The sequence below is a fragment of the Streptomyces sp. IBSNAI002 genome (genome assembly GCF_052244475.1).
In the GTDB taxonomy this organism is placed as follows: Bacteria; Actinomycetota; Actinomycetes; order Streptomycetales; family Streptomycetaceae; genus Streptomyces.
This window is the reverse complement of sequence record NZ_JBQPXG010000002.1, coordinates 6,477,970-6,504,190: the sequence shown is the minus strand read 5'-3', so window position 1 is coordinate 6,504,190 and position 26,221 is coordinate 6,477,970. Positions and strand designations below refer to the sequence as shown.

At 71.2% G+C, this 26,221-nt stretch carries 18 protein-coding genes and 1 pseudogene; 4 read left to right on the top strand and 15 right to left on the bottom strand.

Translation table 11 applies throughout. From position 1 onward, the window contains the following. Positions 1–10: 10 nt before the first annotated feature. The 5 genes from ACTVZO_RS30880 to ACTVZO_RS30860 form a co-directional block, all read right to left on the bottom strand. Positions 11–937 (bottom strand): carbohydrate ABC transporter permease, encoded by a 927-nt coding sequence (locus ACTVZO_RS30880; RefSeq protein WP_443301437.1) that lies wholly within the window; start codon positions 935–937, stop codon positions 11–13. 13 nt (positions 938–950) lie between these two features. Continuing rightward, entirely contained in the window at positions 951–1,895 is a 945-nt protein-coding gene (locus ACTVZO_RS30875; protein WP_443301436.1) for a carbohydrate ABC transporter permease, read from the bottom strand. 19 nt (positions 1,896–1,914) lie between these two features. Then, positions 1,915–3,339, bottom strand: a complete 1,425-nt coding sequence (gene ngcE / locus ACTVZO_RS30870; RefSeq protein ID WP_443303320.1) for an N-acetylglucosamine/diacetylchitobiose ABC transporter substrate-binding protein — start codon at positions 3,337–3,339, stop codon at positions 1,915–1,917. A gap of 313 nt (positions 3,340–3,652) precedes the next feature. Continuing rightward, on the bottom strand, positions 3,653–6,367 hold the full coding sequence (gene acnA, locus ACTVZO_RS30865; protein ID WP_443301435.1) for an aconitate hydratase AcnA: 2,715 nt from the start codon (positions 6,365–6,367) through the stop codon (positions 3,653–3,655). 155 nt (positions 6,368–6,522) lie between these two features. Then, positions 6,523–7,527: a LacI family DNA-binding transcriptional regulator gene (locus tag ACTVZO_RS30860; RefSeq protein ID WP_443301434.1), complete on the bottom strand. Its 1,005-nt coding sequence runs from the start codon at positions 7,525–7,527 to the stop codon at positions 6,523–6,525. 240 nt (positions 7,528–7,767) lie between these two features. Here ACTVZO_RS30860 and ACTVZO_RS30855 point away from each other — a divergent pair, with 240 nt between their 5' ends. Both ACTVZO_RS30855 and ACTVZO_RS30850 read left to right on the top strand, forming a co-directional pair. Continuing rightward, positions 7,768–9,606 carry an amidohydrolase gene (locus ACTVZO_RS30855; protein WP_443301433.1) on the top strand — a complete coding sequence of 613 codons (1,839 nt, stop codon included), beginning with the start codon at positions 7,768–7,770 and terminating at the stop codon, positions 9,604–9,606. 193 nt (positions 9,607–9,799) lie between these two features. Further along, positions 9,800–11,329 carry a helix-turn-helix domain-containing protein gene (locus tag ACTVZO_RS30850; RefSeq protein ID WP_443301432.1) on the top strand — a complete coding sequence of 510 codons (1,530 nt, stop codon included), beginning with the start codon at positions 9,800–9,802 and terminating at the stop codon, positions 11,327–11,329. A 213-nt stretch (positions 11,330–11,542) separates the two neighbouring features. Here the strand turns inward: ACTVZO_RS30850 and ACTVZO_RS30845 are convergent. Continuing rightward, positions 11,543–11,680 (bottom strand): annotated as a pseudogene (locus ACTVZO_RS30845) (HNH endonuclease); the annotation flags it as partial. A gap of 282 nt (positions 11,681–11,962) precedes the next feature. Between ACTVZO_RS30845 and ACTVZO_RS30840 the strand changes: the two are divergent. Next, a complete protein-coding gene (locus ACTVZO_RS30840) occupies positions 11,963–13,351 on the top strand; it encodes a cytochrome P450 (protein ID WP_443301431.1) in 1,389 nt (462 codons plus the stop codon). 45 nt (positions 13,352–13,396) lie between these two features. Here the strand turns inward: ACTVZO_RS30840 and ACTVZO_RS30835 are convergent, their stop codons facing one another. Both ACTVZO_RS30835 and ACTVZO_RS30830 read right to left on the bottom strand, forming a co-directional pair. Continuing rightward, positions 13,397–14,509 carry an amidinotransferase gene (locus tag ACTVZO_RS30835; protein ID WP_443303319.1) on the bottom strand — a complete coding sequence of 371 codons (1,113 nt, stop codon included), beginning with the start codon at positions 14,507–14,509 and terminating at the stop codon, positions 13,397–13,399. A gap of 41 nt (positions 14,510–14,550) precedes the next feature. Then, positions 14,551–16,098 carry an MFS transporter gene (locus ACTVZO_RS30830; RefSeq protein WP_443301430.1) on the bottom strand — a complete coding sequence of 516 codons (1,548 nt, stop codon included), beginning with the start codon at positions 16,096–16,098 and terminating at the stop codon, positions 14,551–14,553. An 83-nt stretch (positions 16,099–16,181) separates the two neighbouring features. Between ACTVZO_RS30830 and ACTVZO_RS30825 the strand changes: the two genes are divergently transcribed. After that, positions 16,182–18,245 carry a prolyl oligopeptidase family serine peptidase gene (locus tag ACTVZO_RS30825; protein WP_443301429.1) on the top strand — a complete coding sequence of 688 codons (2,064 nt, stop codon included), beginning with the start codon at positions 16,182–16,184 and terminating at the stop codon, positions 18,243–18,245. 65 nt (positions 18,246–18,310) lie between these two features. On the opposite strand, the gene ACTVZO_RS30820 is transcribed toward ACTVZO_RS30825, so the two are convergent. From ACTVZO_RS30820 to ACTVZO_RS30790, 7 genes are all read right to left on the bottom strand, one after another. Beyond that, positions 18,311–19,321, bottom strand: a complete 1,011-nt coding sequence (locus ACTVZO_RS30820; protein ID WP_443301428.1) for an ABC transporter ATP-binding protein — start codon at positions 19,319–19,321, stop codon at positions 18,311–18,313. Beyond that, positions 19,318–20,328 (bottom strand): ABC transporter ATP-binding protein, encoded by a 1,011-nt coding sequence (locus ACTVZO_RS30815; protein WP_443301427.1) that lies wholly within the window; start codon positions 20,326–20,328, stop codon positions 19,318–19,320. The genes ACTVZO_RS30820 and ACTVZO_RS30815 overlap by 4 nt, the downstream gene beginning before the upstream one ends. After that, the gene (locus ACTVZO_RS30810) at positions 20,328–21,314 is read right to left on the bottom strand and encodes an ABC transporter permease (RefSeq protein WP_443301426.1); all 987 of its coding nucleotides are present in this window, start codon (positions 21,312–21,314) and stop codon (positions 20,328–20,330) included. Before ACTVZO_RS30810 ends, ACTVZO_RS30815 begins: the two co-directional genes overlap by 1 nt. Beyond that, positions 21,311–22,402: an ABC transporter permease gene (locus ACTVZO_RS30805; RefSeq protein WP_443301425.1), complete on the bottom strand. Its 1,092-nt coding sequence runs from the start codon at positions 22,400–22,402 to the stop codon at positions 21,311–21,313. The genes ACTVZO_RS30810 and ACTVZO_RS30805 overlap by 4 nt, the downstream gene beginning before the upstream one ends. A gap of 20 nt (positions 22,403–22,422) precedes the next feature. After that, on the bottom strand, positions 22,423–24,168 hold the full coding sequence (locus ACTVZO_RS30800) for an ABC transporter substrate-binding protein (RefSeq protein ID WP_443301424.1): 1,746 nt from the start codon (positions 24,166–24,168) through the stop codon (positions 22,423–22,425). Between the two features lie 278 nt (positions 24,169–24,446). Further along, positions 24,447–25,157 carry a GntR family transcriptional regulator gene (locus ACTVZO_RS30795; RefSeq protein ID WP_443301423.1) on the bottom strand — a complete coding sequence of 237 codons (711 nt, stop codon included), beginning with the start codon at positions 25,155–25,157 and terminating at the stop codon, positions 24,447–24,449. A gap of 54 nt (positions 25,158–25,211) precedes the next feature. Further along, the gene (locus tag ACTVZO_RS30790) at positions 25,212–26,132 is read right to left on the bottom strand and encodes an ornithine cyclodeaminase family protein (RefSeq protein WP_443303318.1); all 921 of its coding nucleotides are present in this window, start codon (positions 26,130–26,132) and stop codon (positions 25,212–25,214) included. Positions 26,133–26,221: the final 89 nt, after the last annotated feature.

Genomic DNA, 26,221 nt, shown 5'->3' with positions numbered 1-26,221 from the left:
GCCGGCCCCGCTACTTGAGGGTGGCGGAGGTCAGGCCGGCCTGGATCTGGCGTTGGAAGGAGAGGTAGACCGCCAGCATCGGGATGACGGCGATGGTGGCGCCGGCGAACAGCACCGGCAGGTCCGTCTCGTAGCCCATCTGGTACTGGAGCTGGATGAGCCCCTGCGTGAGCATGTAGCGCTCGGGCTCGCCGCTCGTCTGCGGCTGCATCAGCACGGCGGGCAGGATGTACTGGTTCCACTGCCCCAGGACATTGAATATCCCGACGCTGATCAGGCCGGGCTTGGCCATCGGCAGCATCACCTGGAAGAAGATCCGGGTGTCGGAGGCCCCGTCGATGACCGCCGCCTCGTGGATCGCCGTGGGCAGCGTCCGGAAGAAGGAGTGCATGAAGAAGACGGTGAACGGCATCGAGTAGGCGACGTACACCAGGATCAGGCCCTGGTAGGTGTTCAGCATGTCGAAGCGCTTGACCATGAAGAACAGCGGTACGAGCGCCAGGAACACCGGGAACATCGCCCCGCTGACGAAGAAGTAGTAGATGACCCGGTTGCCCTTGAAGGGGTAGCGGGCCAGTACGTACGCGGCCATCGAGCCGAACAGCATGGTCAGCGGCACCGAGAACACCAGCACGATGAGGGTGTTGGCGAAGTAGCCGCCGATGCCCTTGTCCCAGGCCCGGCCGAAGGCGTCGAAGTTCCAGTTCGAGGGCCAGGTGAGGGCCGAGCCGCCGATCTGCGCGTCGGTCTTGAAGGCGCCGAGCGCCAGCCAGACCAGCGGAAGCACGATCATTATCGCCCAGAGGACGAGGAACCCGTGCGAGAAGACGTTGAGGACCACGCCCTCGGAGCGGCGCTCGTCCCCCTCCCCCGGCCGGCCGGCCTTCCCGGGCCGCTCCGCGGCCTTCTCGCCCGGAGCCTTGATCACTGTGGTCATGATGGTCTCCCGCTCAGAACTCGATGCGCTCGCGGCGGGTGGCACGCAGCGTGATGACAGAGAGGATCATGGTCAGGACGAGCATGACCACGCCCATGGCGCAGGCGTAGCCGCTCTTGCCGAAGTACAGGAAGTTGCGCATCAGCACCGTCGCCATGACCTCGCTGTGGTGGTCGGGTCCGCCGCCGAACTGGCCCGAGGTCATGGTCGACACGAGGACGAACATGTCCATCGCGGCGATGCCCAGGTAGACCGCGGAGGTCTGCACAGAATCCCACAGGAGCGGCAGCGTGACCTTGAAGAAGGTCTGGGCGCGTCCGGCGCCGTCGAGCAGGGCGGCCTCGTAGATGTCCTTCGGGACGGACTGCATGGCCGCCGAGAACAGCACGAGGTAGAAGCCGACCCCGTGCCAGACGACCACGAAGAGCAGGCACCAGAGCACGAAGTTGGGCTCGTTGAGCCATTCGACCGGGTGCTGCGCGGAGATGAGACCGGTCTTGATGAGGAAGCCGTTGAGCAGGCCGCCCTCGTCACTGCGGTAGATCGCGCCGAAGAGGACGGCGAGGATGGCGAGCGAGAGGACCTGCGGGAAGAAGTAGACCACCTTGTAGAAGCGCGAGCCGCCGACGCCCTGCACCCCGCCCGCCCCGCTGCGCCCTCCCGCGTTCACCATGAAGGCGAAGAAGAGGGCGAGCAGGATGGTGATCACCGGGACGAACACCAGGAGCAGCAGGTTGTGCCAGAGCGCGCCGCGGAACACTTCGTCGTTCAGCAACGTCGCGTAGTTGTCCAGGCCGACGAAGTCGAACGTCGGCGACTGGCCCGTCCAGTTGGTGAACGAATAGCCGAACGTCTGCACGTACGGCCAGATGACGAAGGTCAGATACAGCGCGAGGGGAGCGAGGAGGAAGCCGGTGATGAAGCCGGCCCGCCCCTTGCTCTGGGCTACGTGGCTCATGGTGTCCGTCCCTGCGGTGTCAGCTGCGGCGGTTGTTCTTGGCGTTCGGGTCCTTGGCCGCCTTGTCTACCGCAGCCTGGGCCCGCTTGATCCACTCCTTTGGCTGGATCCGCTGCGCCATCAGCTCATTGGACGCGTTCTGGATCTCGGTGTCCATTTCGCTGTACCAGTCGGGGTAGCGGTAGCTGAAGGTGTTGGTGTCGGCGGCCTTGAGCGCGTCCACGGCCGACTGGGTGCCGGGCCGCAGCTTGACGCCGGGGTCCACGCCGTCCTTGACGACGGTGAGCGAGTTGGCCTGCTGGGCGAAGATCGTCGACCATTCGCGGGACAGCATCGAGCGGAGGAACTCCAGGCCTCCGGCCTTGTTGGCGGCCTTCTCGGGGACGATGAAGGGCTCGTCGACGCCGGCCCGGATGGCCTCGACGGGCAGCTTGCTGTCGGCGAGCAGCGGCACCGGCAGGAACTTCATGTCGAAGTCCTCCGGGGTCTGCTTCAGCTGCTCGTTCTCGAGCCAGGAGCCGGAGGGGATGAAGGCGGCCTTGTACTGGTTCCAGGCGGTCTGGGACTCCGTGTGGGTGAGGCCGTTGGTGCCGGGCATCAGCAGGCCCTTCTCCACCACCTCGTAGACCGCCTCGACCGCGGCGAGGGCGGCCGGGTTGCCCTCGAAGGCGTTCGGCTCGAGGTGGTCGATCGCCTTGATGGCGTCCAGACCGCCCTTCTTGGCGATCAGGTCCATGATGACCACGTTGATGTAGTACGGGAACTTGCCCTGGTGGGCGAGGCCGCCGATGCCCGCCTCCTTGGCCTTGGCGCAGACGGCCAGGAACTCGTCCCAGGTCTTGGGCGGGGTCCAGCCCTTCTCCTTGAAGAGCTTGCCGGAGTACCAGAGGCCGAATACGGCGTACACGTACTTCAGGGTGACGAACTTGCCGCCCAGCATGCCCTGTTCGACGGCTCCGGCGACCAGCGTGTCGCGCACCTTCTTGGTGGGGTCGTCGAGCGAGGGCGCTTCGAGCACGGCGGTGAGGTCGGCGAGCTGGTTGCCCTTGGCGAGCACGTCCAGCTTGATCTGCTGGGCGCCGGAGTCGTCGACGACGTCCGGCGGGTTGCCGCCGTTGAAGCGCGGCTGCAGCTTGGCGGTGATCTCCTGGGTGCCCAGGTGGGAGCTGGTCGTGCCCCACTTCTTGTCGAAGGCGGCCTCCCAGGCCTTGGCGTAGTCGTCGCCGAAGCCGCCCTTGAAGACCACGACGTCCAGCTTGCTGCCCTTGGCGACGCCGAAGGGGTTCTCCTTGGAGACGACACCCTTGTCCGGGCCCTTCGTGCTCTCCTCGCCGCCGGAGGCGCAGGCGGACAGGAAGCTCATCGTCGGCACCGTGATCAGTCCGAGTGCTGCGGAGCGCTTGATCAGATCGCGGCGCCCGAGGCCCTCACCAGTGGATCCCATGCTCATGTCCTCGCCTTCGTCAGAAGTGTGAAGGAGGCCGGGAATCACGGCGATTGCCGTGCATGCGGCATCACCGCAGGTCCCCGCCCATCCCCCCGGTCCGGACCGCTCGTCTCGCGGTGATCCGGACGGGCACAGGTATAGTCCACTTCCGCTCACGTGAGCAAGATCATGCACACGGATGGCGGTCAGCTTTTCCGAGTTGAGACCTGGCCGTCATCTGCGCCGGGCGCCGGACAAGCGGAAGGGCCGTACCCCCTTTTCGGGGGTACGGCCCTTCCGGAGCCGGGTCGCAGCCGGCCCGCGGGGGTGCTTAGCCGCGGATCAGGTTGCGCAGCACGTACTGCATGATGCCGCCGTTGCGGTAGTAGTCCGCCTCACCCGGCGTGTCGATGCGGACGACCGCGTCGAACTCCACGCCCGTGTCGGTGGAGACCTTGACGGTGCGCGGGGTGGTGCCGTTGTTCAGCTCCTCCACACCGGTGAAGGAGAAGGTCTCCTCGCCGGTGAGGCCCAGGGAGGCCGCCGTGGCGCCCTCGGGGAACTGCAGGGGCAGGACGCCCATGCCGATCAGGTTGGAGCGGTGGATGCGCTCGTAGGACTCGGCGATGACGGCCTTGACGCCGAGCAGCGCGGTGCCCTTGGCCGCCCAGTCGCGGGAGGAGCCGGAGCCGTACTCCTTGCCCGCCAGGATGGCCAGCGGGATGCCGGCGGCCTGGTAGTTCTGGGAGGCGTCGTAGATGAAGGAGACCGGCGCGCCCTCGACGGTGAAGTCGCGGGTGAAGCCGCCCTCGGTGCCCGGCGCGATCTGGTTGCGCAGGCGGATGTTGGCGAACGTACCGCGGATCATGACCTCGTGGTTGCCGCGGCGGGAACCGTACGAGTTGAAGTCGCGGCGCTCGACGCCGTGCTCCGTGAGGTACTTGCCGGCCGGGGTGTCGGCCTTGATCGCACCGGCCGGGGAGATGTGGTCGGTGGTGACCGAGTCGCCCAGCTTCGCCAGCACGCGGGCGCCGGTGATGTCGGAGACCGGGGTGGTCTCCATCGTCATGCCCTCGAAGTAGGGGGGCTTGCGGACGTAGGTGGACTGCGGGTCCCACTCGAAGGTGTTGCCGGTCGGGATCGACAGCGCCTGCCACTGGGCGTCGCCCGCGAAGACGTCCTGGTAGGACTTGCTGAACATGTCCTCGCCGATGGCGTTCGCCACGACGTCGTTGACCTCGGCCTCGGAGGGCCAGATGTCCTGGAGGAAGACCGGGTTGCCCTCGGTGTCGGTGCCGATGGCGTCCTTGGTGATGTCCACCTTCATGGAGCCCGCGATGGCGTACGCGACGACCAGCGGCGGGGAGGCCAGGTAGTTCATCTTGACGTCGGGGTTGATGCGGCCCTCGAAGTTGCGGTTGCCCGAGAGGACCGAGGTGACCGCGAGGTCGTGCTCGTTGATCGCCTTCGAGATCTCCTCGTCCAGCGGACCGGAGTTGCCGATGCAGGTGGTGCAGCCGTACCCGACGAGGTTGAAGCCCATCTTGTCGAGGTACGGGGTCAGGCCGGCCTTGTCGAAGTAGTCGGTGACGACCTTCGAACCGGGGGCCAGCGTGGTCTTGACCCACGGCTTGCGGGACAGGCCCTTCTCGACCGCCTTCTTGGCCACGAGCGCCGCGGCGACCATGACGTAGGGGTTCGAGGTGTTGGTGCAGGAGGTGATCGCGGCGACGGTGACGGCGCCGTGGTCGATCTCGAAGGAGGTGCCGTCGGCCAGGGTGACCCGGGTCGGGCGGCTCGGCACGCCGTTGGTGGCGGCCGGGGCGTCGGAGGCCGGGAAGGACTCCTTGCCCGCCTCGTCGTCGTCCTCGACGTAGTTGCGCACGTCCTGCGCGAACTGCTGGGAGGCGTTGGCGAGGATGATGCGGTCCTGCGGGCGCTTCGGGCCGGCGATGGAGGGGACGACCGTGGAGAGGTCGAGCTCCAGCTTCTCGGAGAAGTCCGGCTCGGCGGCCGGGTCCAGCCACAGGCCCTGCTCCTTGGCGTACGCCTCGACGAGCGCGACCTGCTGGGCGTCGCGGCCGGTCAGGCGCAGGTACTTCAGGGTCTCGTCGTCGATCGGGAAGACGGCGGCGGTGGAGCCGAACTCCGGCGACATGTTGCCGATGGTGGCGCGGTTGGCGAGGGAGGTGGCGGCGACGCCCTCACCGTAGAACTCGACGAACTTGCCGACGACGCCGTGCTTGCGGAGCATCTCGGTGATGGTCAGCACCAGGTCGGTGGCGGTGGTGCCGGTGGGCAGCTCGCCGGTCAGCTTGAAGCCCACGACGCGCGGGATCAGCATGGAGACCGGCTGGCCGAGCATCGCGGCCTCGGCCTCGATGCCGCCGACGCCCCAGCCCAGCACGCCCAGGCCGTTGACCATGGTGGTGTGCGAGTCGGTGCCGACGAGGGTGTCGGGGTACGCCTGGCCACCCCGGACCATGACGGTGCGGGCCAGGTGCTCGATGTTGACCTGGTGGACGATGCCGGTGCCCGGGGGGACGACCTTGAAGTCGTCGAAGGCGGTCTGGCCCCAGCGCAGGAACTGGTAGCGCTCCTTGTTGCGGCCGTACTCCAGCTCGACGTTCTGCGCGAAGGCGTCCTTCGTGCCGAACTTGTCGGCGATGACCGAGTGGTCGATGACCATCTCGGCGGGCGAGAGCGGGTTGATCTTCGCCGGGTCGCCGCCGAGGGCCTTCACGGCCTCACGCATGGTGGCGAGGTCCACGACACAGGGGACGCCGGTGAAGTCCTGCATGATCACGCGGGCCGGCGTGAACTGGATCTCCTGGCTGGGCTGGGCCTGGGAGTCCCAGCCGCCGAGCGCCCGGATGTGGTCGGCGGTGATGTTCGCGCCGTCCTCGGTACGGAGCAGGTTCTCCAGCAGCACCTTCAGGCTGTAGGGCAGGCGGGCCGAGCCCTCAACCTTGTCCAGCCGGAAGATCTCGTACGACTCGTCGCCCACCTGCAGCGTGCTGCGGGCGTCGAAGCTGTTCGCCGACACGACAGTCTCCTTCATGCATGAATTTCGCGCGTATGACCGCATCCTGCCGCCAAGCCCCTTGGCCAATCCGCTAAGGTAAGACTAAGTTAGGTAACCCTTACCAGCGGGGGCGGCTGCGGTACGCCTTCGGCAGATATCTCGATGTCGAGATAACTCTAGTACATGTCCGGGGGCAGGGACGAGGCACGCACCCGTAGGGATGCGGGGACGGTGTACTGCCCCGGCGATTCCGTATGCCCGGATTCGATCAGGTTGACCAGGGCGGACACCGCCGCGTCGGCAATCCGTTCGGGGTGGAGGGTGACGGTGGTCACGGGGGGCTCCGCCTCCGCGTACGCCGGATCCTCACTCGCGCAGACCAGCAGCAGGCCCCCAGGCGTACGGATCCCGTGGCGCGCGGCGGCGGCCAGCACCTGGCGGCCGCCCGGATCGTAGAGGCTGTAGACGGCGTCGGGGCGTTCGGGCGCGGCGAAGGCGGGATCGAAGGCACGGCCTTCGGCGTCCTCCGGATCAAAGGGGACCACGAGCGGAACTCGACCCCGCTCCGAGCACCAGCGCGTGTAGGCGGAGGTGACGGCGGCGGTGTAGAACTCCCGGCCGAAGGCGGAATGCAGGGCTATGCGGCGGGCCCCGGACCCGGCGAGGTGGTCGAGCACCTCGCGGGTGGTGGCCTCGTGGTCGTTGTCCACCCACACGTCCCCGGGCCGGGGCTCGGCGGGCCGCCCGTCGAAGACCACGGGCAGGCCGCGCGCCCGCAGCGCGCGGAGCACCGGATCGCCCTCCGGGCTGTCGAGCAGCAGCATCCCGTCGACCGCGAGGGTGTGCCACAACGGCTCGGCGCCGCGGGCGGCGGGCAGGGTGGTCAGGGCGTAGCCGCGGGCATGGGCGGCGGAGGTGGCGGCGGTGAGCAGCCGGGAGAAGTACGCGACGCCCGCGAAGTCCCAGGTCCAGCCGGCATGGGTGGTGACCGCGAAGCCGAGGGTGCGGGTGCGGGGGCCGCGGTGTGCGCCGTAGCCGAGGGCCGCGGCGACCTCCCGGACCCGGCGGCGGGTGCCGTCGCCGAGGCGTCCGGTGCCGTTGAGGGCGTGCGACACGGTCGCGGTGGAGACCTCCGCGGCGCGCGCGATGTCGGCGATGGTCGGTCCGGGCACGCGGGCCATCGTACGGATTCCGTCGTGCGGGGTGGGTTCCGGTTACGGGCTTAACCAAAGAGTGTCCTCGCCACACCGACGATCGGATGGGTGATGACGCGTTCTCCTTCTCCTTCTCCTTCTCCTTCTCCTTCTGCCTCTGCTTCTGGTTCTGTCTCTGCATCTGGTTCTGTCTCTGCATCTGGTTCTGGTTCTCCCCTGTCCCGGCGGGGGCTGCTCGCGGCGGCCGGGGCCGCCGGGGCGGCGGGGTTGCTCGGCCCGGCGGCCGGCAGCGCCTCGGCCTCGTCTTCGGGGCGCGGGCCGGCCGCCGCCCTGGTCATCCACAACGCGCGGGTGTTCAGCGGCGTCGACCACGGCCGTCCGGCGCAGGCGGTGGCCGTCGGCCGGGACGGCCGGATCCTGGCGACCGGACAGGACTCGGAGGTGCGCCGGTTCGTGGGCCGGGACACCGAGACCGTCGACGCCTGCGGCAACACCGTGATGAGCGGCATCCACGACGGGCACGTGCACCCGCTCGGCGCCGGGGACCGCTCGCTGCGGCCCTCGCTGGACGGGGCCGAGACCACCCAGGCCGAACTGCGCGCGATCCTCACCGGGTTCCTCGCCGACACCGGGGGCGCGGAGGCCGAACCGGACCGCTGGCTGGTGGTGGAGGACTGGAATCCGGTCGGGCTGCTGCCGACGGGGACCGTCCCGCACCACGCGATGCTGGACGCGCTGGCGACCCGGCGCCCGATCGCCCTGGTCGGCGGTGACGGGCACAACATGTGGGTCAACCGGCGGGCGCTGGACATCGCGGGCATCACGGCGACCACCCCCGACCCGGTGGGCGGCCAGGTCGTGAAGGGGCCGGACGGGCAGCCGACGGGCGTGCTCAAGGACGACGCGCAGGTCCTGGTGAAGCGGCACGTCCCCGAACCCTCCCGGGCCGAACTGCTCGCGGCCTGCTCCCGGGTGCTGGAGCTGGCGGCCGCGTCGGGGATCACGACGATGATGGACGCCCTGACCGGGCGGCACGAGCTCGAGCTCTACCGGGCCCTGGCCGGCGCCGGGAAGCTGCCGCAGCGGATCGTGCCCGCGATCCGGCTGGACGCCGAGCAGGCCAAGGACCCGGCGGGCGCGCTGGAATACGCGCGCGGACTGCGCCGCGAGTACGAGGGGACGTCCGGGCTGCGGTTCGGGATGATCAAGGTGTTCCTGGACGGGGTGATCGAGTACCCGGCACAGACGGCCGCGCTGCTGGAGCCGTACCTGGACGGGAACGGCAAGCCGACCGCGAACCGCGGCGAGCTCTACACCTCGGCGGCCGAGTACGGGCGGCTGACCGCGGCCTTCAACCGGGCCGGCTGGCAGATGCACGCGCACGGGCTGGGCGACCGGGCTGGGCGCACGGCCCTCGACGGGTACGCGTACGCCCGCCGGGCCACCGGGCAGCGCGACCCGCGCAACGCCGTCGCCCACCTCCAGATCGTGGACCCGGCCGACCTGCGACGGTTCGCGCAACTCGGGGTGGCGGCCTGCATGCAGCTCCAGTGGGCGGCGCAGGACACCTGGACGATGGAGGCCCTGCTGCCGTACATCGGGCCCGGGCGGCACCGCTGGATGTACCCCGCGCGGAGCCTGGAGCGGGCGGGCGCGCGGCTCGCCGGGGGCTCCGACTGGCCGGTGGACGCGCTCCAGGTGTGGAACCAGATGCGCACGGCGGTCGACCGGCAGGGCGCGCACGGCGAGGGCGGGCTGTACCGGGAGCTGGAGGGCCTGAGCCGTACGTCGGCCCTGCGGATGCACACCGCGGGGACGGCCTGGCAGCTGCGCCAGGAGGGGCTGACGGGCACGGTGGAGCAGGGCAAGGCCGCGGACCTGGTGGTGCTGGACCGGGACGTGACCCGCTGCCCGGTGGCCGACATCAGCGGGACGGAGGTCCGGCTGACGCTGGTCGGCGGGCGGGTGGTGCACGACGCCGAGTCGGCGACGGGCAGGGCCGCTTCGGCCCGGGCCGCGCGTGCGGTGGCGGGGCCGCGCCCCGCCACGTACGCGGCGGTGCACGGCGGCCGGCACCGCGCGTGCGGGTGCGCCGGCGGGGCCTGAGCGGAGCCCGAACGGGGCGCGGGCCGGTCACGGGCGGGCACGGGCCGGGGAGTGACACAATCGGACGAGTCGGACAGAAGATTACAAATAGCACTACTCACCCCCTGGCCCCACCATGGGACCTGACGGTCGGTAACACCCGTTCGGCCTACCCTGCGCGATCAACATCTCATATCTGAGATACGGTGCAGCCATGGCAGACGACTACCTCGTACGCATCGGCAAGCTCATCCGTGACGCCCGGCAGCACCGGGGCTGGACACAGAGTCAGCTCGCCGACGCACTCGGCACCAGCCAGAGCGCCGTGAACCGGATCGAGCGCGGCAACCAGAACATCAGCCTTGAGATGATCGCCCGTATCGGCGAGGCGCTCGACAGCGAGATCATCTCTCTCGGCTACGCCGGCCCGATGCACCTGCGCGTCGTCGGCGGCCGCCGGCTGTCCGGTGCCATCGATGTCAAGACGAGCAAGAACGCCTGTGTCGCCCTGCTGTGCGCCTCGTTGCTCAACAAGGGCCGTACGGTGCTGCGCCGCGTCGCCCGCATCGAGGAGGTCTACCGCCTCCTCGAGGTCCTCGGCTCCATCGGCGTCCGCACCCGCTGGATCAACGACGGCGTGGACCTGGAACTGATCCCGCCGGCCCGCCTCGACATGGAGTCCATGGACGCGGACGCCGCCCGCCGGACCCGCAGCATCATCATGTTCCTGGGCCCCCTGCTGCACCGGATGGACCACTTCCGCCTCCCGTACGCGGGCGGCTGCGACCTCGGCACCCGCACCATCGAGCCGCACATGATCGCCCTGCGCCGCTTCGGCCTCGACATCACCGCGACCGAGGGCATCTACCACGCGCAGGTCGCCACCGGGATCTCCCCCGACCGCCCGATCGTGCTGACCGAACGCGGGGACACGGTCACCGAGAACGCCCTGCTGGCCGCGGCCCGGCACGACGGCGTCACGGTCATCCGCAACGCCTCCTCCAACTACATGGTCCAGGACCTGTGCTTCTTCCTGGAGGCGCTGGGCGTCAAGGTCGAGGGCATCGGCACCACGACCCTGACCGTCCACGGCATCCCGAACATCGACGTGGACGTGGACTACTCGCCCTCCGAGGACCCGGTCGAGGCGATGAGCCTGCTCGCCGCCGCGGTGGTCACGGAATCGGAGCTGACCATCCGACGGGTGCCGATCGAGTTCATGGAGATCGAGCTCGCGGTCCTGGAGGAGATGGGCCTGGACCACGACCGCTCGGCGGAGTACAGCGCCGACAACGGCCGTACCCGCCTGGTCGACCTGACGGTCCGCCCCTCGAAGCTCGAAGCCCCGATCGACAAGATCCACCCGATGCCGTTCCCGGGCCTGAACATCGACAACGTCCCGTTCTTCGCGGCCATCGCCGCCGTGGCCCAGGGCCAGACCCTGATCCACGACTGGGTCTACGACAACCGCGCCATCTACCTGACCGACCTCAACCGCCTCGGCGGCCGCCTCCAACTCCTGGACCCCCACCGCGTCCTGGTCGAGGGCCCGACGCGCTGGCGGGCAGCGGAAATGATGTGCCCCCCGGCCCTGCGCCCGGCGGTGGTCGTCCTCCTCGCGATGATGGCAGCGGAGGGCACCTCGGTCCTGCGCAACGTCTACGTCATCAACCGCGGCTACGAGGAACTGGCCGAACGCCTCAACTCGGTGGGCGCCCAGATCGAGATCTTCCGGGACATCTAGCCACCCGGAGCGGATACAGAGGGTCCGTCCGCAGCTGACCGAGTGCCCCTTTCGGGGCGCGCGGAAAGCTGCGCGACGCCTCAACCCGCCCCGGCCGGCCCGGTGTCGGGTTCCACCAGCACGGCACCGGCACAGGTGAATGTCAGGGGCATCGGCGGCCACCCTGAGAAGCAGCACCGTCAGCGACTCCCTCTCGGCGCCGTGCGTACGGTTCCGGTGACAGTTCGGACAGAGTGCGATCGTGACCTCGGGGTGGTCCCGGCCACCCTGTGCATGCTCCTCCAGGTGATCGACCTCCAGCAGGGTCGCGCCCGCGGTCGTCCGGTGCGGCAGATCCGGCAGATCCGGCATATCCGGCAGATCCGGCAGATCCGGCAGATCCGGCAGATCCGGCAGATCCGGCAGATCCGGCAGATCCGGCAGATCCGGCAGCAGACACTCGGGGTTCTCGCGCCGAACGCAACTGCGCAGCAGTACGTCCTCCCGCGCGTCCCGACTCCTCACCCGGCGCCGGTTTTCTGTGGGCCGGACGGACCGATCGAGTCTCTCGCGTTACCATCGCTCCACCCGCACACAGAGCTTGGTATGGACCGGCGGAATCGGGGCTTCGGTGTGGGAACGAGGGGGAGCGGCATGGTTGTTGGGGCGGGTACGGGTACCGGTACCGGTGTGGAGGTGCCCGCCCTGGCGGGGGCTCCGCTGGTGGGGTCCTTGTTCGAGTTGAAGTCGGACTCGCTCGGCACCTATCTGCGGGCCCGGCAGGAGCACGGGGACGTGGTGCGGATCGTCGCCGGGCCGCCCGGGCTGCGGGCCGAGTTGTACTGCGTGTTCTCCGCGGAGGGGGCGCAGCAGGTGCTCGCCTCGGAGTCGGCCAACTTCCGCAAGGACAACCGCTTCTACCAGGAGATCCGGGACTCGTTCGGCAACGGGCTGCTGACCAGCCAGGACGAGGACTACCTGCGCCAGCGGCGGCTGGTCCAGCCGTTGTTCACGCGGCGGCGGGTGGACGGGTACGCGCAGGCCGTCGCCGCCGAGACCGAGGCGGTCGTGTCGGGCTGGGCGCAGGCTCCGGGTGGCGTGGTCGAGGTGTCCGGGCAGATGACGCACCTGGCGCTGCGCGCGGTCGCGCGGATCCTGTTCGGTGCCGACGTGGAGGCCACGGTCGACGTCGTGGACCGGTGTTTTCCGGTCATCACCGAGTACGTGCTGCGCCGCGGCTACTCCCCCGCCAACATCCCGCGCAGCTGGCCGACTCCGGCCAACAAGCGGGCGGCCGCGGCGATGGACGAGCTCTACGCGGTCTGCGACACGATCATCGGGGACCGGCGTACCCGCCCCGCGGAGGGGTCCGGTGAGGATCTGCTGACCCTGCTCGCCGCCGCCAAGAGCGCGGACGACGCGGAGTTCGACGCCACCGAACTGCGCGACCAGGTGCTGATCTTCCTTCTCGCCGGGCACGAGACCACCGCCACCTCGCTCGGCTTCGCCCTGCACCTGCTGGCCCGGCACCCGGAGGAGCAGGAGCGGGCCCGTGAGGAGATCGGGCGGGTGCTGGGCGACCGTACGCCCGAGGCCGCCGACCTGGACCGGCTCCCGTACCTCACCCGGGTGCTGAAGGAGACGATGCGGCTCTATCCGGCCGCCCCGGTGATCGGCCGCAACGCCGTCGCCGCCACCGAGGTCGGCGGGCACGCCATCCCCGCGGGCGCGAACGTGATCCTTGCGCCGTGGGTGACGCACCGCGATCCGCTCCACTGGCCGGACCCGGACCGCTTCGACCCGGAGCGCTTCACCCCGGAGGCGGAGGCCGGCCGGCCGCGTTACGCCTGGTTCCCCTTCGGCGGCGGGCCGCGCGCGTGCATCGGGCAGCACTTCTCGATGCTGGAGTCGGTGATCGCACTGGCGGTGATCCTGCGGGCGTACGAGTTGGAGGCGGTGGACACCGAGGTCCCCGTCGGCGCCGGCATCACCCTGCGGGCGGAGGGCCCGGTTCGGTGCCGGGTGCGTCGCCCGGAACGTTAGCCGCCGGACCCTTGGCGCCGGGGCCGTTGGCGGCCGGACCGGTGCCTAGCGATACGACTCGAGGGTGCCGCGGCGTCGGACGTCGAGCGTCGCGCAGTGGAAGGAGCCGGCGAACGGCGCGTAGTGCAGCAGGTCGCAGGGGATCGGTTCGAAGCCCCAGCCTTCGAGTGCGCGCAGCATGCCGGTGTGGTGCCGTTCCGCGATCACCCGGTGTCCGTCGATCACCAGCACGTTCATGCTGAGCCACTTGCCGCACATCGAGGTGAGCCTGAGCAGGCGCGCGTCGATGCGGTCGGGCTCGGGGGCGATCAGGATGTCCCACGAGCCCAGGGCCTCGGGCAGGCGGTCGACGTCGACGTACTCGGGGTTGACCAGCACCTTGCCCGGGGCGAGCGGGACGAGGGTCGTGTCGATGTGCATCGGCGTACGGCAGCGGCTCTCGATCTCGTGGATGCGGTAGCCGGGTCCGAGATGGCGGCGCAGCCAGTCGATGCCCATGCGATTGGTGACGTTGCTCCGCGTCACGAACAGGTCGCGTCCCGCGCGCACGAAGTCCGCCGCGTCGAAGACCGGCTCGAACTCGGTGAGGACGTAGCGCATGGGCTCGCCGGGCCGGGGGATGCGGAAGTCCTCGTCGAACAGTGCGTCGGTGAGCTGCGGCCGGGGTGCGGCCGTCCAGCGCGCGCCGCGCCGGAAGTAGTCCTTGAGGATCGTGCGGTAGGCGTGGGTCTCGAAGTACCGGCACGGCCACGCCATCGGGGTTTCGATGATCTCGTCGCCGATCACGAGCATGCTGTCCCGCGGGCAGGAGTTGGTGAAACCGCGGGAGGACCAGTCGGGCGTGCCGAAGCGGTGTCCGTGGTCGAGCACGTCCGGGCGCCTGACCGTGATGCCGAGGCTCTGGAGGAGGGCGACGAACCGGTCGAGTTCGTACTGCGCCGGCCCGGTCAGCGCGCGCGGATACCTGCGGCCGGCGGCCAGGCCCTGCAACCTGGCTCCCCACGGCGGGATGTTGCAGGCCACGACCGGGTGTCTGGAGGGGATGGTCGCGCCGTCGAGCCGCCCTACGATGACCTCCTCCAGGGGATCCCACTCGTTGTGGGAGCCGACCGGCGACACGAGCGGTTCCGGCAGGGATTCCGTGAGCGGCTCCGCCAGGGGCTTCGCGCCCGGCTCCGCGAGGGGCTCCGTGGCCACGGCTAGGCCTTGGCCGCGGTGTGGTTGCCCTGCAGACGCTCGAGGTCGGAGGGCCGGACCTGGATGGCGAACAGGGCGATCGCCGCGCCGACGAGGGTGAACAGGGCGGCCACGATGAACGCCGCGCTGATGCCCGAGGTCAGCACCTGGTCGCTCCACGGTTTCGGGAACTGCCCGGTGCGCTCGAAGGCGGCCAGCTGTTCGGGGCTCGCCGTGCGCAGGAAGCCCGGCACCTGGTCCCTGGCCTCGTTGCGGCTCGCCGTGCCGAAGACGGTGACCAGGATCGACAGGCCGAGCGAACCGCCGACCTGCTGCGTCGCGTTGAGCAGCCCGGACGCCGCGCCGGACTCCCGGTCGCTGACGCCGGACAGGGCCATCAGCGTCAGCGAGACGAACTGGAGGCCCATGCCGAGGCTGAAGAGGAGCATCGGGCCCAGGATGCTGCCCAGGTAGGTCGAGTGGACGTCGGTCTGCGTCAGCCAGCCGAGTCCGGCCGCGGAGCACAGCGCGCCTCCGACCATGAACGGTTTGGGGCCGTACTTCGGCAGCAGCTGCGAGGTGATCGCGGCGCCCACCGCGATCACCGCGCTCACCGGCAGGAAGGCGAGGCCCGCCCGCAGCGGGCTGAAGCCGAGCACGATCTGCACGAAGAGCGTCAGGAAGAAGAACATGCCGAAGATCGCGCAGGCGAGGAAGAGCATGATCCCGTACGTCCCGGCCCGGTTGCGGTCGGCGAACATGTGCAGCGGGGTGATCGGCTGGGGCGACTGCCGCTCGTTGAGGACGAACAGGGTCAGCAGGACCACGGCGGCGCCGAAGGAGCCCAGCGTCCAGGGGTCGCGCCAGCCGTCCTGGGCCGCGCGGATGAACCCGTACACCAGCGAGACCATGCCCAGCGTGGACAGCAGCGCGCCCGCGAGGTCGAAGTGTCCCGGGCGGCGTTCGGACTCGCGGATGACCTTCGCGGCCAGCAGGGCGATGAGCACGGCGATGGGGACGTTGACGAAGAGCACCCAGCGCCAGTCGAGCCAGGTGACGAGCATGCCGCCCGCGAGGAGCCCGATCGCGCCGCCGCCGGCCGACACCCCGGCGAAGACCCCGAACGCCCTGTTGCGGGCGGGGCCTTCGGGGAAGGTGGTGGTGATCAGCGCCAGGGCGGTCGGGGAGGCGATGGCGCCGCCGACGCCCTGGAGGGCCCGGGCGCCCATCAGCTGGCCGGCGTTCTGGGCGAATCCGCCGAGGAGGGAGGCCAGGCCGAAGAGCAGGACGCCGAAGATGAAGACCCGTTTGCGGCCGAGGATGTCGCCGGCGCGGCCGCCGAGCAGCAGCAGTCCGCCGAACGTGAGCGTGTACGCGTTCACCACCCAGGAGAGGCTCTCGGTCGAGAAGTCGAGGGCGGTCTGGATGTGCGGCAGCGCGATGTTCACGATGGTGATGTCGAGGACCACCATGAGCTGGCAGGAGGCGATGACGAACAGGGCGAGTCCGTTCCCGCTTCCTCGGACCTTGCCGTCGGTCCCGGTGCTGGTCGGCGATGCGTTCGGGTCCACCCTGTCGACGCTAAGCCCGGATACAGGGGGTCACCACTCGAACAGCCTAGTCTATGTGATATTTCACATGTCACACTACGATCATGGATGACTTCCTCAGGCTCTCCGCGAGCACCGCCCGGTACACGTACGGCGCCCCGCGCGCCTTCGCCTTCGGGGACGACGGGCGGCTGCTCTGGTTCCTCCGGTCCGCCGGCCCCACCGACCCCGTCGACGCCCTCTGGGTCCTCGACACGGCCACCGGCACCGAGTCCTGCCTTGCCGACCCCCGCGACCTGTGCTCCGGGCCCGGCGAGCTCCCCGCCGCCGAGCGCCGGCTGCGCGAGCGGATCCGCCTCGTCGCCGCCGGGATCGGCTCGTACGCCCTCTCCGGCGACGGCCGCAGCGCCGTCTTCGCGCTCTACGGAAGGCTGTACGAGGTCACCGCCGACGGCGCCGGCCGTCCCGCGGCGCCCGTCCCAGTCCCCGCCGCCGGCCCCGCGCTCGACCCCCGCCCCAACGCCGACGGCTCGCGCACCGCATACGTCAGCGCCGACGCCCTGTACGTCACCCCGGGCGGCCGGGTCAGCCCCGACGACGGGGCCCGCTGGGGCGTCGCCGAGTTCGCGGCCGCCGAGGAACTGGACCGCTCCCGCGGCCACTGGTGGTCCCCGGACGGGGTCACCCTGCTGGCGGCCCGCGTCGCCGAAACCGCCCTCCAGCGCCGGTACTTCACCGATCCCGCGCATCCGGAGCGCCCGGCCGAGGACTTCGCGTACCCGGAGGCGGGCGGGCCCAACGCCGACGTCCAGCTGTGGGTGCTGGGCCCCAACGGGGAGCGGATACGGCTCGACTGGGACGCCGATGCCCACCCGTACGTGTCCGACGCGGGCTGGGAGTCGCCCGGGGAGATCCTGCTGACCGTCCGGGACCGGCTCCAGCGCAACGTCCTGCTGCTCTCCGCCGACCCCGCCACCGGCCGCACCCGGGAACTGTCGCGCACCACGCACCCGCAGTGGGTCGACCCGCTCCCCGGCACCCCCGCCCGGCTCCCCGACGGACGGATGCTGACCTCCGCCGACACCGCGGCGGGCGCCGCCCGCGCCCTCGCGGTCGACGGCGCGCCGCTCACCGGCGACGGGATCCAGGTCCGCCGCGTGGCCGGCGTCCACGAGGGCCGGCTGCTGGTCGAGGCCGGCTTGCGCGACCCCTCCGAGCAGCAGGTGCTGCTGCTCGACCCGGCGACGGGCGAGGCGGTCCCGCTCGCCGACGGGCCCGGTGTGCACGGCGTGCAGGCCGGCGCCGGGACCCTGCTGCTGACCTCCGCCGACGCCGACGGGGTACGGCGCCTCGTACGGACCGCCGACGGGCGGGAGTTCGTCCCCGCGGACCTGTCCCAGCCCCTGCCGTACCGGGTGGTGCCGCTCCTGGAGCGGGTCACCGAGCACGCCGTCCCGACCTCCCTGGTCCTGCCCCGCGGCCACGTCGCCGGGCGCCGGCTGCCCGTCCTGATGGACAGCTACGGCGGCCCCGGCTTCCAGGACGTGTCCGCCGAACCGCGCCGCTGGCAGGCCCGGCAGTGGTGGGCCGACCAGGGCTTCGCGGTGGTGACGGTCGACAACCGCGGGACCCCGTACGTCTCCCCCGCCTTCACGCACGCCGTGTACCGCGGGTTCTCCGAGGTCACCCTGGAGGACCAGGTCGCGGCGCTCCAGGCCCTCGGCGCCCGCCACCACGACCTCGACCTCGGCCGGGTCGGCATCCGCGGCTGGTCGTACGGCGGCTACCTGTCGGCCATGGCGGTGCTGCGCCGCCCGGACGTCTTCCACGCGGCGGCCGCCGGCGCGGCGCCGACCGACTTCCGGCACTACGACACGGCCTACACCGAGCGCTACCTGGGCCTCCCGCAGGACAACCCGGAGGTCTACGACCGGGACTCGCTCCTCCCCGACGCCCCGAAGCTGACCCGCCCCCTCCTCCTGGTCACCGGCCTGGCCGACGACAACGTCCACCCCTCCCACACCCTGCGCCTGTCGCAGTCCCTCACGGACGCGGGCCGCCCCCACCGGCTCCTGGCCCTGCCGGGCGTCACCCACATGACCCCGGGCGGCACCCGCGAGAAGGTCATGGCCCTGGAACTGGACTTCTTCCGCCGCGAACTGTCCTGACCCGGCGCGCACAAGGGCCCCGGAGACGTCGTTGTCTCCGGGGCCCCTTCTTCCCGTGATCCCCGTCAGTCACCCGGGAAGTGGCAGGCCACCTCTCTGCCCTCGGTGGGCCGGAGGAGGGGACGGTCGGTTCGGCAGATCGGCTGGGCCTTCGGGCATCGGGGGTGGAAGGTGCAGCCCGGGGGTGGGGCGGCCGGGCTCGGGGGGTCGCCGAGCAGGACGATGCGCTCGCGGCGGCGTTCCGCGGCCGGGTCGGGGAGGGGGACGGCCGACAGCAGGGCGCGGGTGTAGGGGTGCTGGGGGTTCTCGTAGAGGGAGCGCTTGTCGCCGATCTCGACGATCCTGCCGAGGTACATCACGGCGACCCGGTCGCTGACCCGTTTGACGACGGACAGGTCGTGCGCGATGAACACGTAGGCCAGGCCCAGTTCGGTGCGCAGCCGTTCCAGCAGGTTGACGATCTGGGCCTGTACGGAGACGTCCAGGGCGGAGACCGGTTCGTCCGCGATGACGAGGCGGGGACTGGTGGCCAGGGAGCGGGCGATGCCGATGCGCTGGGCCTGGCCGCCGGAGAATTCGTGCGGGTAGCGGTCGATGTGTTCGGGGATCAGGCCGACCAGTTCCATCAGCTCGGCCGCGCGGCGGCGGGCGTCCGCCGCGCTCCAGCCCTGGACCAGGAGCGGATCGGAGATGACGCGGGCGACGGTCTGGCGGGGGTTGAGGGAGGAGTGCGGGTCCTGGAAGACCATCTGGATGTTCTTGCGCAGGGGGCGCAGGGCTCCCTGAGACAGGCGGCTGATGTCCTTGCCTTCGAAGGTGACGCTGCCGGAGGTGGGTTGCAGGAGACGCACCAGCATCCGGCCCGTGGTGGATTTTCCGCAGCCCGACTCCCCCACCAGGCCGAGGGTCTGACCGGCCGCCAGGTCGAAGGTGACCCCGTCCACGGCGCGCACGGGCGCCCCCCGGCGCCCGGTCGCCGACCGCTTCCCGGGGAAGGTCATGGTGAGGTCCCGTACGGACAGGAGCGGTCCGGTCTCGGTCGTGGTGGCGGTGGTGGCGGTGGTGGCGGTGGTCATCGGGCCGCCTCCTGGACGGTACGGGCGCCGGCGAAGTGGCAGGCCACCGTCCGCCCCGGCGCGTCTCCGTACGGCTCCGGTTCCGGGCGTACGGCGGTGCAGCGGTCGGCGGCGCGCGGGCAGCGCGGGGCGTAGGCGCAGCCCGGGGCCGGGGTGAGGAGGGACGGCGGGGAGCCGGGGATGGACGGGAGCGGTTCGTCGTCGGGGGTGTCGAGGCGGGGCAGCGAGTCCAGCAGGCCGCGGGTGTAGGGGTGGGCGGGGTCGGCGAACAGGTCGTCGACCGGGGCCTGTTCGGCGGCCCGGCCGCCGTACATGACCAGCACCTCATGGGCGACGCGGGCGACCACGCCCAGGTCGTGGGTGATCATCACGACGCCGAGGCCGCGCTCCTGCTGGAGTCTGGCGATCAGCTCCAGGATCTGGGCCTGCACGGTGACATCCAGGGCGGTGGTCGGCTCGTCGGCGATCAGCAGGTCGGGTTCGCACGCCAGGGCCATGGCGATCATCGCGCGCTGGCGCATGCCGCCGGAGAACTGGTGCGGGTACTCCCCCGCACGGCGGGCCGGCTCCGGGATGCCGACCTCGCCGAGCATGTCGACGGCCCGCTTGCGGGCGGCGGCCCGCCCGGCCTTGAAGTGCACCCGGAAGTGCTCGGCGACCTGCTCGCCGACCGTGTAGTAGGGGTGGAGGCTGGAGAGCGGGTCCTGGAAGATCATCGCCATCCTGCGGCCGCGGATCCCGGCCAGCTCGCGTTCGGACAGGCCGGTCAGCTCGCGGCCGGCCAGCGCGACGGAGCCCGTGACCCCGGCCGCGCCCCGGTGCAGGCCCATGACGGCCAGCGAGGTGACGGACTTGCCGGAACCCGACTCGCCGACGATGCCGAGCGTGCGGCCCGCCTCGACGGTGAAGCCGAGCGAGTCGACGGCCCGTACGGTGCCGCGCGGGGTGGTGAAGGTGACGCCCAGATCGCGTACGCGAAGGAGCGGGGCGGTGGTTGCGGCGGCCATCAGTACCTCACCCTCGGGTCGACGACGGCGTACAGGAGGTCGACGACGAGATTGGCGACGACGATGAAGAAGGCGGCGAGCAGGGTGACCCCGAGGACCACGGGCTGGTCCGAGCTGACCAGTGCCCCGTAGAACAGCCGCCCGATGCCGGGGAGTCCGAAGATGGACTCGGTGATCACGGCTCCGGCGAGCAGGCCGCCGAGGTCGATGCCGAAGATGGTGAGGATGGGGGTCATCCCGGAGCGCAGGCCGTGCTTGAGGACGACGGTGCGCTCCGGCATGCCCTTGGCGCGGGCGGTGCGGATGTACGGCTCGGCCATGGCCTCGATCATCGAACCCCGGCTCTGGCGCGCGTACATGGCGGCGTAGAGCAGCGCGAGCGCGGTCCAGGGCAGCAGGAGGTTGGCGGCCCAGCCGGCCGGATCGTCGGTGAGGGCCCGGTAGGTGGGGTAGGGCAGCAGGCCGGCGATGCGGATGACCCCGTAGATCAGCATCACGGAGGTGAAGTAGACGGGCAGGGAAGCGGCTGCGACCGCACCGACCATCAGGGCCTTGTCGGCGGCGGTGTCCTTGCGCAGGGCGGCGGTGACCCCGGCGCCCAGGCCGAGGACGAGCCAGAGCGCGGCGGCGCCGACGGCGAGGGAGGCGGAGACCGGGAGCCGGTCCATGAGCAGGTCCCAGACGGGCAGGGAGTTCTCGTACGAGTAGCCCAGGCACGGGAAGCCGCACTCGACGGCGTACTGGCCGCTGCCGAGGGTGCGGCCGGTGAAGATGCCGGTCAGGAAGTCGGCGAACTGCTTCCACAGGGGCTGGTCGAGGCCCAGGTAGGCCCGTACGTCGGCGAGACGTTCGGCGCTGCAGGTCTTGCCGCAGGCGGCCGCGGCCGGATCGGAGGGCAGGACGTGGAAGATGAGGAAGGTGACGGCGGCGATGGCGAGGAGCACACCGGCCAGGGCGAGGAGCCGGCGGGCGAGGTAGAGGATCAACTGCGGCCGCCCCTCGGGTCGAGGATGTCGCGCAGGGCGTCGCCGAGCAGGGTGAAGGCGAGCACGGCGAGGAAGAGGAAGACGCTCGGGATGACGAAGTACATGGGGTCGGTCTCGTAGAAGGCGACGGACTCGGCGATCATCTGGCCCCAGGAGGGGGTGGGCGGGCGGACGCCCACGCCGAGGTAGCTGAGCGCGGCCTCGGTGCTGATCATGCCCGGGATGAGCAGCGTGGTGTAGGCGATGACGGGGCCCGAGACGCCGGGCAGGATGTCGCGGGTCAGGATCCGCCAGGAGCTCGAGCCGCCGACGCGGGCGGCGTCCACGTACTCGCGGTGTTTGAGGGAGAGGGTCTGGCCGCGGACGACGCGGGCGACGCCGGGCCAGCCGAAGACCCCGATGACGGCGGTCATGAGGACGATGCGGTTGACGTCCTTGGCCACGGACAGCAGCGCGATCATGAAGATGAGGGACGGGAAGGACATGGTCAGGTCCATCAGCCGGGACAGCACCGTGTCGGTCCGGCCGCCGAAGTAGCCGGCGGCGATTCCGGCGGCGGTGCCCGCGAGCACCACGATGGCGGTGGCGGCGAAGGCGATGAGCAGGGAGACCTGGGCGCCGTGGACCACGCGGGCGAACAGGTCGCGGCCGGTGACGGGTTCGACGCCGAGCCAGTGCTCGGGGCTGATCCCGCCGAAGGAGCCGAGCGGCAGGCCGCCGAGGTACGGGTCGACGGCGCTCTTGTCGAACTCCTCCGGGGACCAGCCGCCGAGCGCGCCCAGCCAGGGGGCGGTGACGGCCATGAGGACGAAGAGCACGACGAGGCCGAGGCTGACGCGGACGGCGGGGCGCCGGCCCAGCTCCCGCCGGGCGAGCCGCCAGGGGCTGCTGCCGGGGGCCACCGCGGGCCGGTCCCCGGCTGCGCGGCGGGCCGACGGGGTGCGGGGGGCGGGGACGGGGGCGGGCGTCGGTGTGGCGCCAGGGCCGGGGGCGGGCGCGGCGGCCGGGGCCGGGGTGGCGGCCGGGGCCGGGCGGTCGCCGGGGCCGGGAGCGGACCGGCCTTCGGGGGCCGGGGTGGTGGCGGTCATGGGCGGGGGCTCCGTCTTCCTCAGCCCTGGCTCTTCGAGGGGTCCTTGAGGCCGACCGTCGCGTAGTCGATGGTGCCGGTCCACACCGGGTGGCCGTAGGCGCCCGCGATGTTGGGGCCGACGAGCAGCGGCTTGCGCTCCAGCAGGATCGGGACCGAGGGGGACTTCTTCATGAGCTCGGCGTCGAGGTCGATCCAGGCCTGGTTGGCCTGCTTGGCGTCGGCCATGGCGTTGATCTCGTCGATCCGCTTCATGGTCGCGTCGTCGCGGAACTGGCTGTAATTGCCCTGGTTGCCCTTGTCCTTGATGGTGCGGCCGTCGAAGACGAAGGGGATCCAGGTGGAGCCGGAGGGGTAGTCGGGGCACCAGCCGGTGAGCGTCATGTCGGGGGTGGTGGCGAGGTCGCCGATGACGTCGTAGTACGCGCCGGGGTCGACGGTGTCGACGACGACCTCGATGCCGGCCCGGGACAGGCCCTGCTGGATGGCCTCCGCCTTGCCCTTGTCCCCGGTGGAGACGGCAAGGGAGACCTTCAGGGACTCCTTCCCCGCGGCCTTGAGCAGTTCCTTGGCCTTGGCCGGGTCGCCCGCCGGGGCGATCCGCAGGGTGTCGGCCTGCTTGCCGCCGGAGAGCGCCGGGGGCAGGTAGGCGGTGGCGACCTCGTTGAGGGCCGGGCCGCCGCCCGCGGTGATCACGGCTTCCTTGTCGACGGCGTACTGCATGGCCTCGCGGACCTTGGGGTCGTCGAAGGGCGCCCGGGAGTTGTTCAGGTAGAGCATCTCGGTGCAGCCCTGGGACTCGGCGAGCAGCCGCGCCTTGACCTCCGGCTTGGGGAGCACCTTCGGCGCGCTCTCGGGCCGCATGTCGGCGTACTGGACGGCGGAGGCGTCCGCGCCCTCGCCGGCGATGATCCGGTCGTCGATCTGGCCGCCCTTGAGGCCCATGACGACCACGAACCGGTCCGGGTAGGCCTTGCGGACCGGGTCGGTCTTGGCGTCCCAGTGCTCGTTGCGGACCAGGACCAGCTTCTTGTCGCGGTCGTACGACTCGATCTTGTACGGGCCGGAGGAGAACGGGCGGGCGTCGTACTGGGTGCCCTTCTCCTGGGACTGGGGCACGGGCGCGAAGGTGGGCAGGGTGGCGGTGGCGGAGAACTCGGCGACGGGCCGCTTGAGTTCGAAGACGATGGTCCGGTCGTCGGGGGTCTTGACCGAGTCGAGGTGCTGCCCCTGGAGGGGGCCCTTGTAGCCCTCGGTGCCGGCCAGGTACTGGGCGGCGTAGTCGGGGCCGCCGGTGAGGTCGGGGGCGAAGGAGCGCTCGACGTTGTACTTGATGTCCTGGGCCTTGACCGGCGAGCCGTCCTCGTACTTGACGCCTTCCTTGAGGGTGAAGGTCCAGGTGCGGCCGCCGTTGGAGGGGGTGCCCAGGTCGGTGGCGAGGTCGGGGACGAGCTCGCTGCCGGCCTTGCCCGGCTCGGCCTTGAAGGTCACGAGGGTGCGGTAGAGCAGCCGGGTGCCGAAGTCCATGGTCGGCATGACCCAGTTGCGGGCGGGGTCGAGGTGGGCGAAGTCCTGGTTGGACAGGACGGTGAGGGTGCCTCCCTTGACCGGGGTGCCGCCGAGGATCTTGCCGTCGTTGGCGGCCGCGGGGTTCTCGGCGGAGGCGCCGCCCTTGCCCTTCTTCCCGGTGTCGGAGCAGCCCGAGGCCCCGAGTGCGAGAGCGGCCACCAGGGCGGTGGCGAGGGCGAGTTGGGTGCGCTTGGTCATGGGTCACTCCAGTGAAGGGCCGCGCTCTACGATGTGACCGGTAACATAGTAATGTGAAATTGCACTGACAAGGGGTTGGCGCCGCCGTTATCCAGCCGTGTCCAAATCGACTCCCCGCCCCATGAGTTGGGGCGGGGCACGCCCCCGCCACCGCCCCTTCCGCGGCGCCCGCCGGGCTCGACGCCGGCTAGACCGTCACCCCATCGGTGCCGTGAGGGCTCGCCGCGCCATGAGCGGCGAGCCTCACCCTTCGCCGGCCGGGGTCCGGCGGCCGGACGTCAGAGGCCGGAGCCGAGGCCGCCCGGGACCCGGCCCACCGGCTCGTCGCGGCCCTGGGCCCACAGGGAGCGGACGTGGCCGAGGTGGCGGACCATGCAGGCCTCGGCCGCCGCGGCGTCGCCGGAGAGCATCAGGTCGAGCAGTTCGAGGTGCTCCTCGGCCGAGGACACCAGCTTGCCGGCCTCGTCCAGGCCGGTCAGCCCGTACAGCCGGGAGCGCTTGCGCAGGTCGCCGACCGTCTCGACGAGGCGGTCGTTGCCCGCGAGGCCGAGCAGCGTGAGGTGGAAGCGGCGGTCCGCCTCCAGGTAGCCGATCAGGTTGTGCTCGCGGGCGCTGGTGACGATCTCCTCGGCGATCGGGCGCAGCGCCTCCAGCTGCTCGGCGGTGGCGATCTTCGTGATCCGGCCGATGGTCGGCACCTCGATCATCGTGCGCAGCTCGGTGTACTGGTCGAGGTCGCGTTCGCTGACCTCGGTGATCCGGAAGCCCTTGTTGCGGACCGGCTCGACCAGGCCTTCGCGGGCGAGGTCGAGCATGGCCTCGCGCACCGGTGTGGCCGACACGCCGAGTTCGGCCGCGAGGCCGGGCGCCGAGTAGACGCTTCCGGGGCGCAGCTCACCCGCTATCAGGGCCGCTCGGAGGGCGTGGCCGACCTGGTCGCGGAGCCGTTCCTGAGCCTTGATGAGACTGTGCTGCTTCAGGTCACCCATTGCTTTTCCTCCGAGACGCCCGACACCCGACGAGCAGAGGAACAGCGTACAATGTCACGTTTCTCTACTGGCCCCAGCGGCCTCGAACAGAGCGACCGCCACGGCAAGATCTTCCCAGGCCATCCCCACACTCTTGAAGAGCTGTGGACAACCCGGCGCCCCGCCCACCGGCATCCGGCCCGTGACCAGGTCGGCGAGGGTGCCCGTGATGTGGCCGGGCCCGATCGCCCCCTCGGCCTCCGGGACCAGCAGGTCCCCCGCCTCGCGCAGGGCCGCCGCCCGCGACTCCACGTACACCGCCGCGCATCGCACGAGGGCGGTGTCCGTCTCCCGGGCCGCCGGCTCGTGCGATCCGACGGCGACGACCGTGGCCCCGGGGTCCACCAGCCGCCCGTCGAAGAGGGGTTCGCGGGCGGTGGTGCAGCAGATGACCAGATCGGCGCCGGCCACGTCCTGCGCGGTGCCGGTACGGGCCGCAGGGCCCAGGGTGCGGGCGTACGCGGCGAGCTCCCGCGCACGCTCCGGCCGCCGGGCGACGACCACGACCTCCGCCAGCTCCCGCACCGCGAGGGTCGCCCGCAGGTGCCCGTACGCCTGCGGCCCCGAGCCGAAGAGCACCAGCCGCAGCGGCCGCCCGGCCGGTGCCAGGTGGCGCAGCGCGAGGGCGGAGACCGCCGGTGTGCGCAGGGTGGTGAGCGCCGCGCCGTCGAGCAGGGCGAGCGGGCGCAGGGTGGGCCCGTCCAGCAGCAGGTAGGACCCGGTGATCCGGGGCAGCCCGCGCACCGGGTTGCCCGGTGCGACCCCGGCGATCTTCACCCCGGCGTACGAGGCGGAAGCGGCGGGCATCAGCAGCAGTTCGCCGCCGCCCGGTACGGAGAGCGCCGTGCGCTGCGGGCAGCCCTCCGGGTCGAGGCCGCCGCGCAGGGCGCCGGCCAGGGCGTCGGCGGCGGCCGCCGGAGTCAGCAGCCCCGCCATGTCTGCGGCGCCGAACTGCGGGAGCCCGGCGAGCCCGACGCCGGCCGGCGCGTCCGCGGCCCCCCGGGGCAGCGGACGGCTCCCCGCTC

Bases quoted from the DNA above. Each gene is read 5' to 3' on its own strand.
- ACTVZO_RS30875 (WP_443301436.1), bottom strand. From the start codon at position 1,895: ATGAGCCACGTAGCCCAGAGCAAGGGGCGGGCCGGCTTCATCACCGGC.
- ngcE (WP_443303320.1), bottom strand. From the start codon at position 3,339: ATGGGATCCACTGGTGAGGGCCTCGGGCGCCGCGATCTGATCAAGCGC.
- ACTVZO_RS30850 (WP_443301432.1), top strand. From the start codon at position 9,800: ATGGCAGACGACTACCTCGTACGCATCGGCAAGCTCATCCGTGACGCC.
- ACTVZO_RS30860 (WP_443301434.1), bottom strand. From the start codon at position 7,527: ATGGCCCGCGTGCCCGGACCGACCATCGCCGACATCGCGCGCGCCGCG.
- ACTVZO_RS30795 (WP_443301423.1), bottom strand. From the start codon at position 25,157: ATGGGTGACCTGAAGCAGCACAGTCTCATCAAGGCTCAGGAACGGCTC.
- ACTVZO_RS30815 (WP_443301427.1), bottom strand. From the start codon at position 20,328: ATGGCCGCCGCAACCACCGCCCCGCTCCTTCGCGTACGCGATCTGGGC.
- ACTVZO_RS30840 (WP_443301431.1), top strand. From the start codon at position 11,963: ATGGTTGTTGGGGCGGGTACGGGTACCGGTACCGGTGTGGAGGTGCCC.
- ACTVZO_RS30790 (WP_443303318.1), bottom strand. From the start codon at position 26,132: ATGGCGGGGCTGCTGACTCCGGCGGCCGCCGCCGACGCCCTGGCCGGC.
- ACTVZO_RS30800 (WP_443301424.1), bottom strand. From the start codon at position 24,168: ATGACCAAGCGCACCCAACTCGCCCTCGCCACCGCCCTGGTGGCCGCT.
- ACTVZO_RS30880 (WP_443301437.1), bottom strand. From the start codon at position 937: ATGACCACAGTGATCAAGGCTCCGGGCGAGAAGGCCGCGGAGCGGCCC.
- ACTVZO_RS30820 (WP_443301428.1), bottom strand. From the start codon at position 19,321: ATGACCACCGCCACCACCGCCACCACCGCCACCACGACCGAGACCGGA.
- ACTVZO_RS30805 (WP_443301425.1), bottom strand. From the start codon at position 22,402: ATGACCGCCACCACCCCGGCCCCCGAAGGCCGGTCCGCTCCCGGCCCC.
- ACTVZO_RS30825 (WP_443301429.1), top strand. From the start codon at position 16,182: ATGGATGACTTCCTCAGGCTCTCCGCGAGCACCGCCCGGTACACGTAC.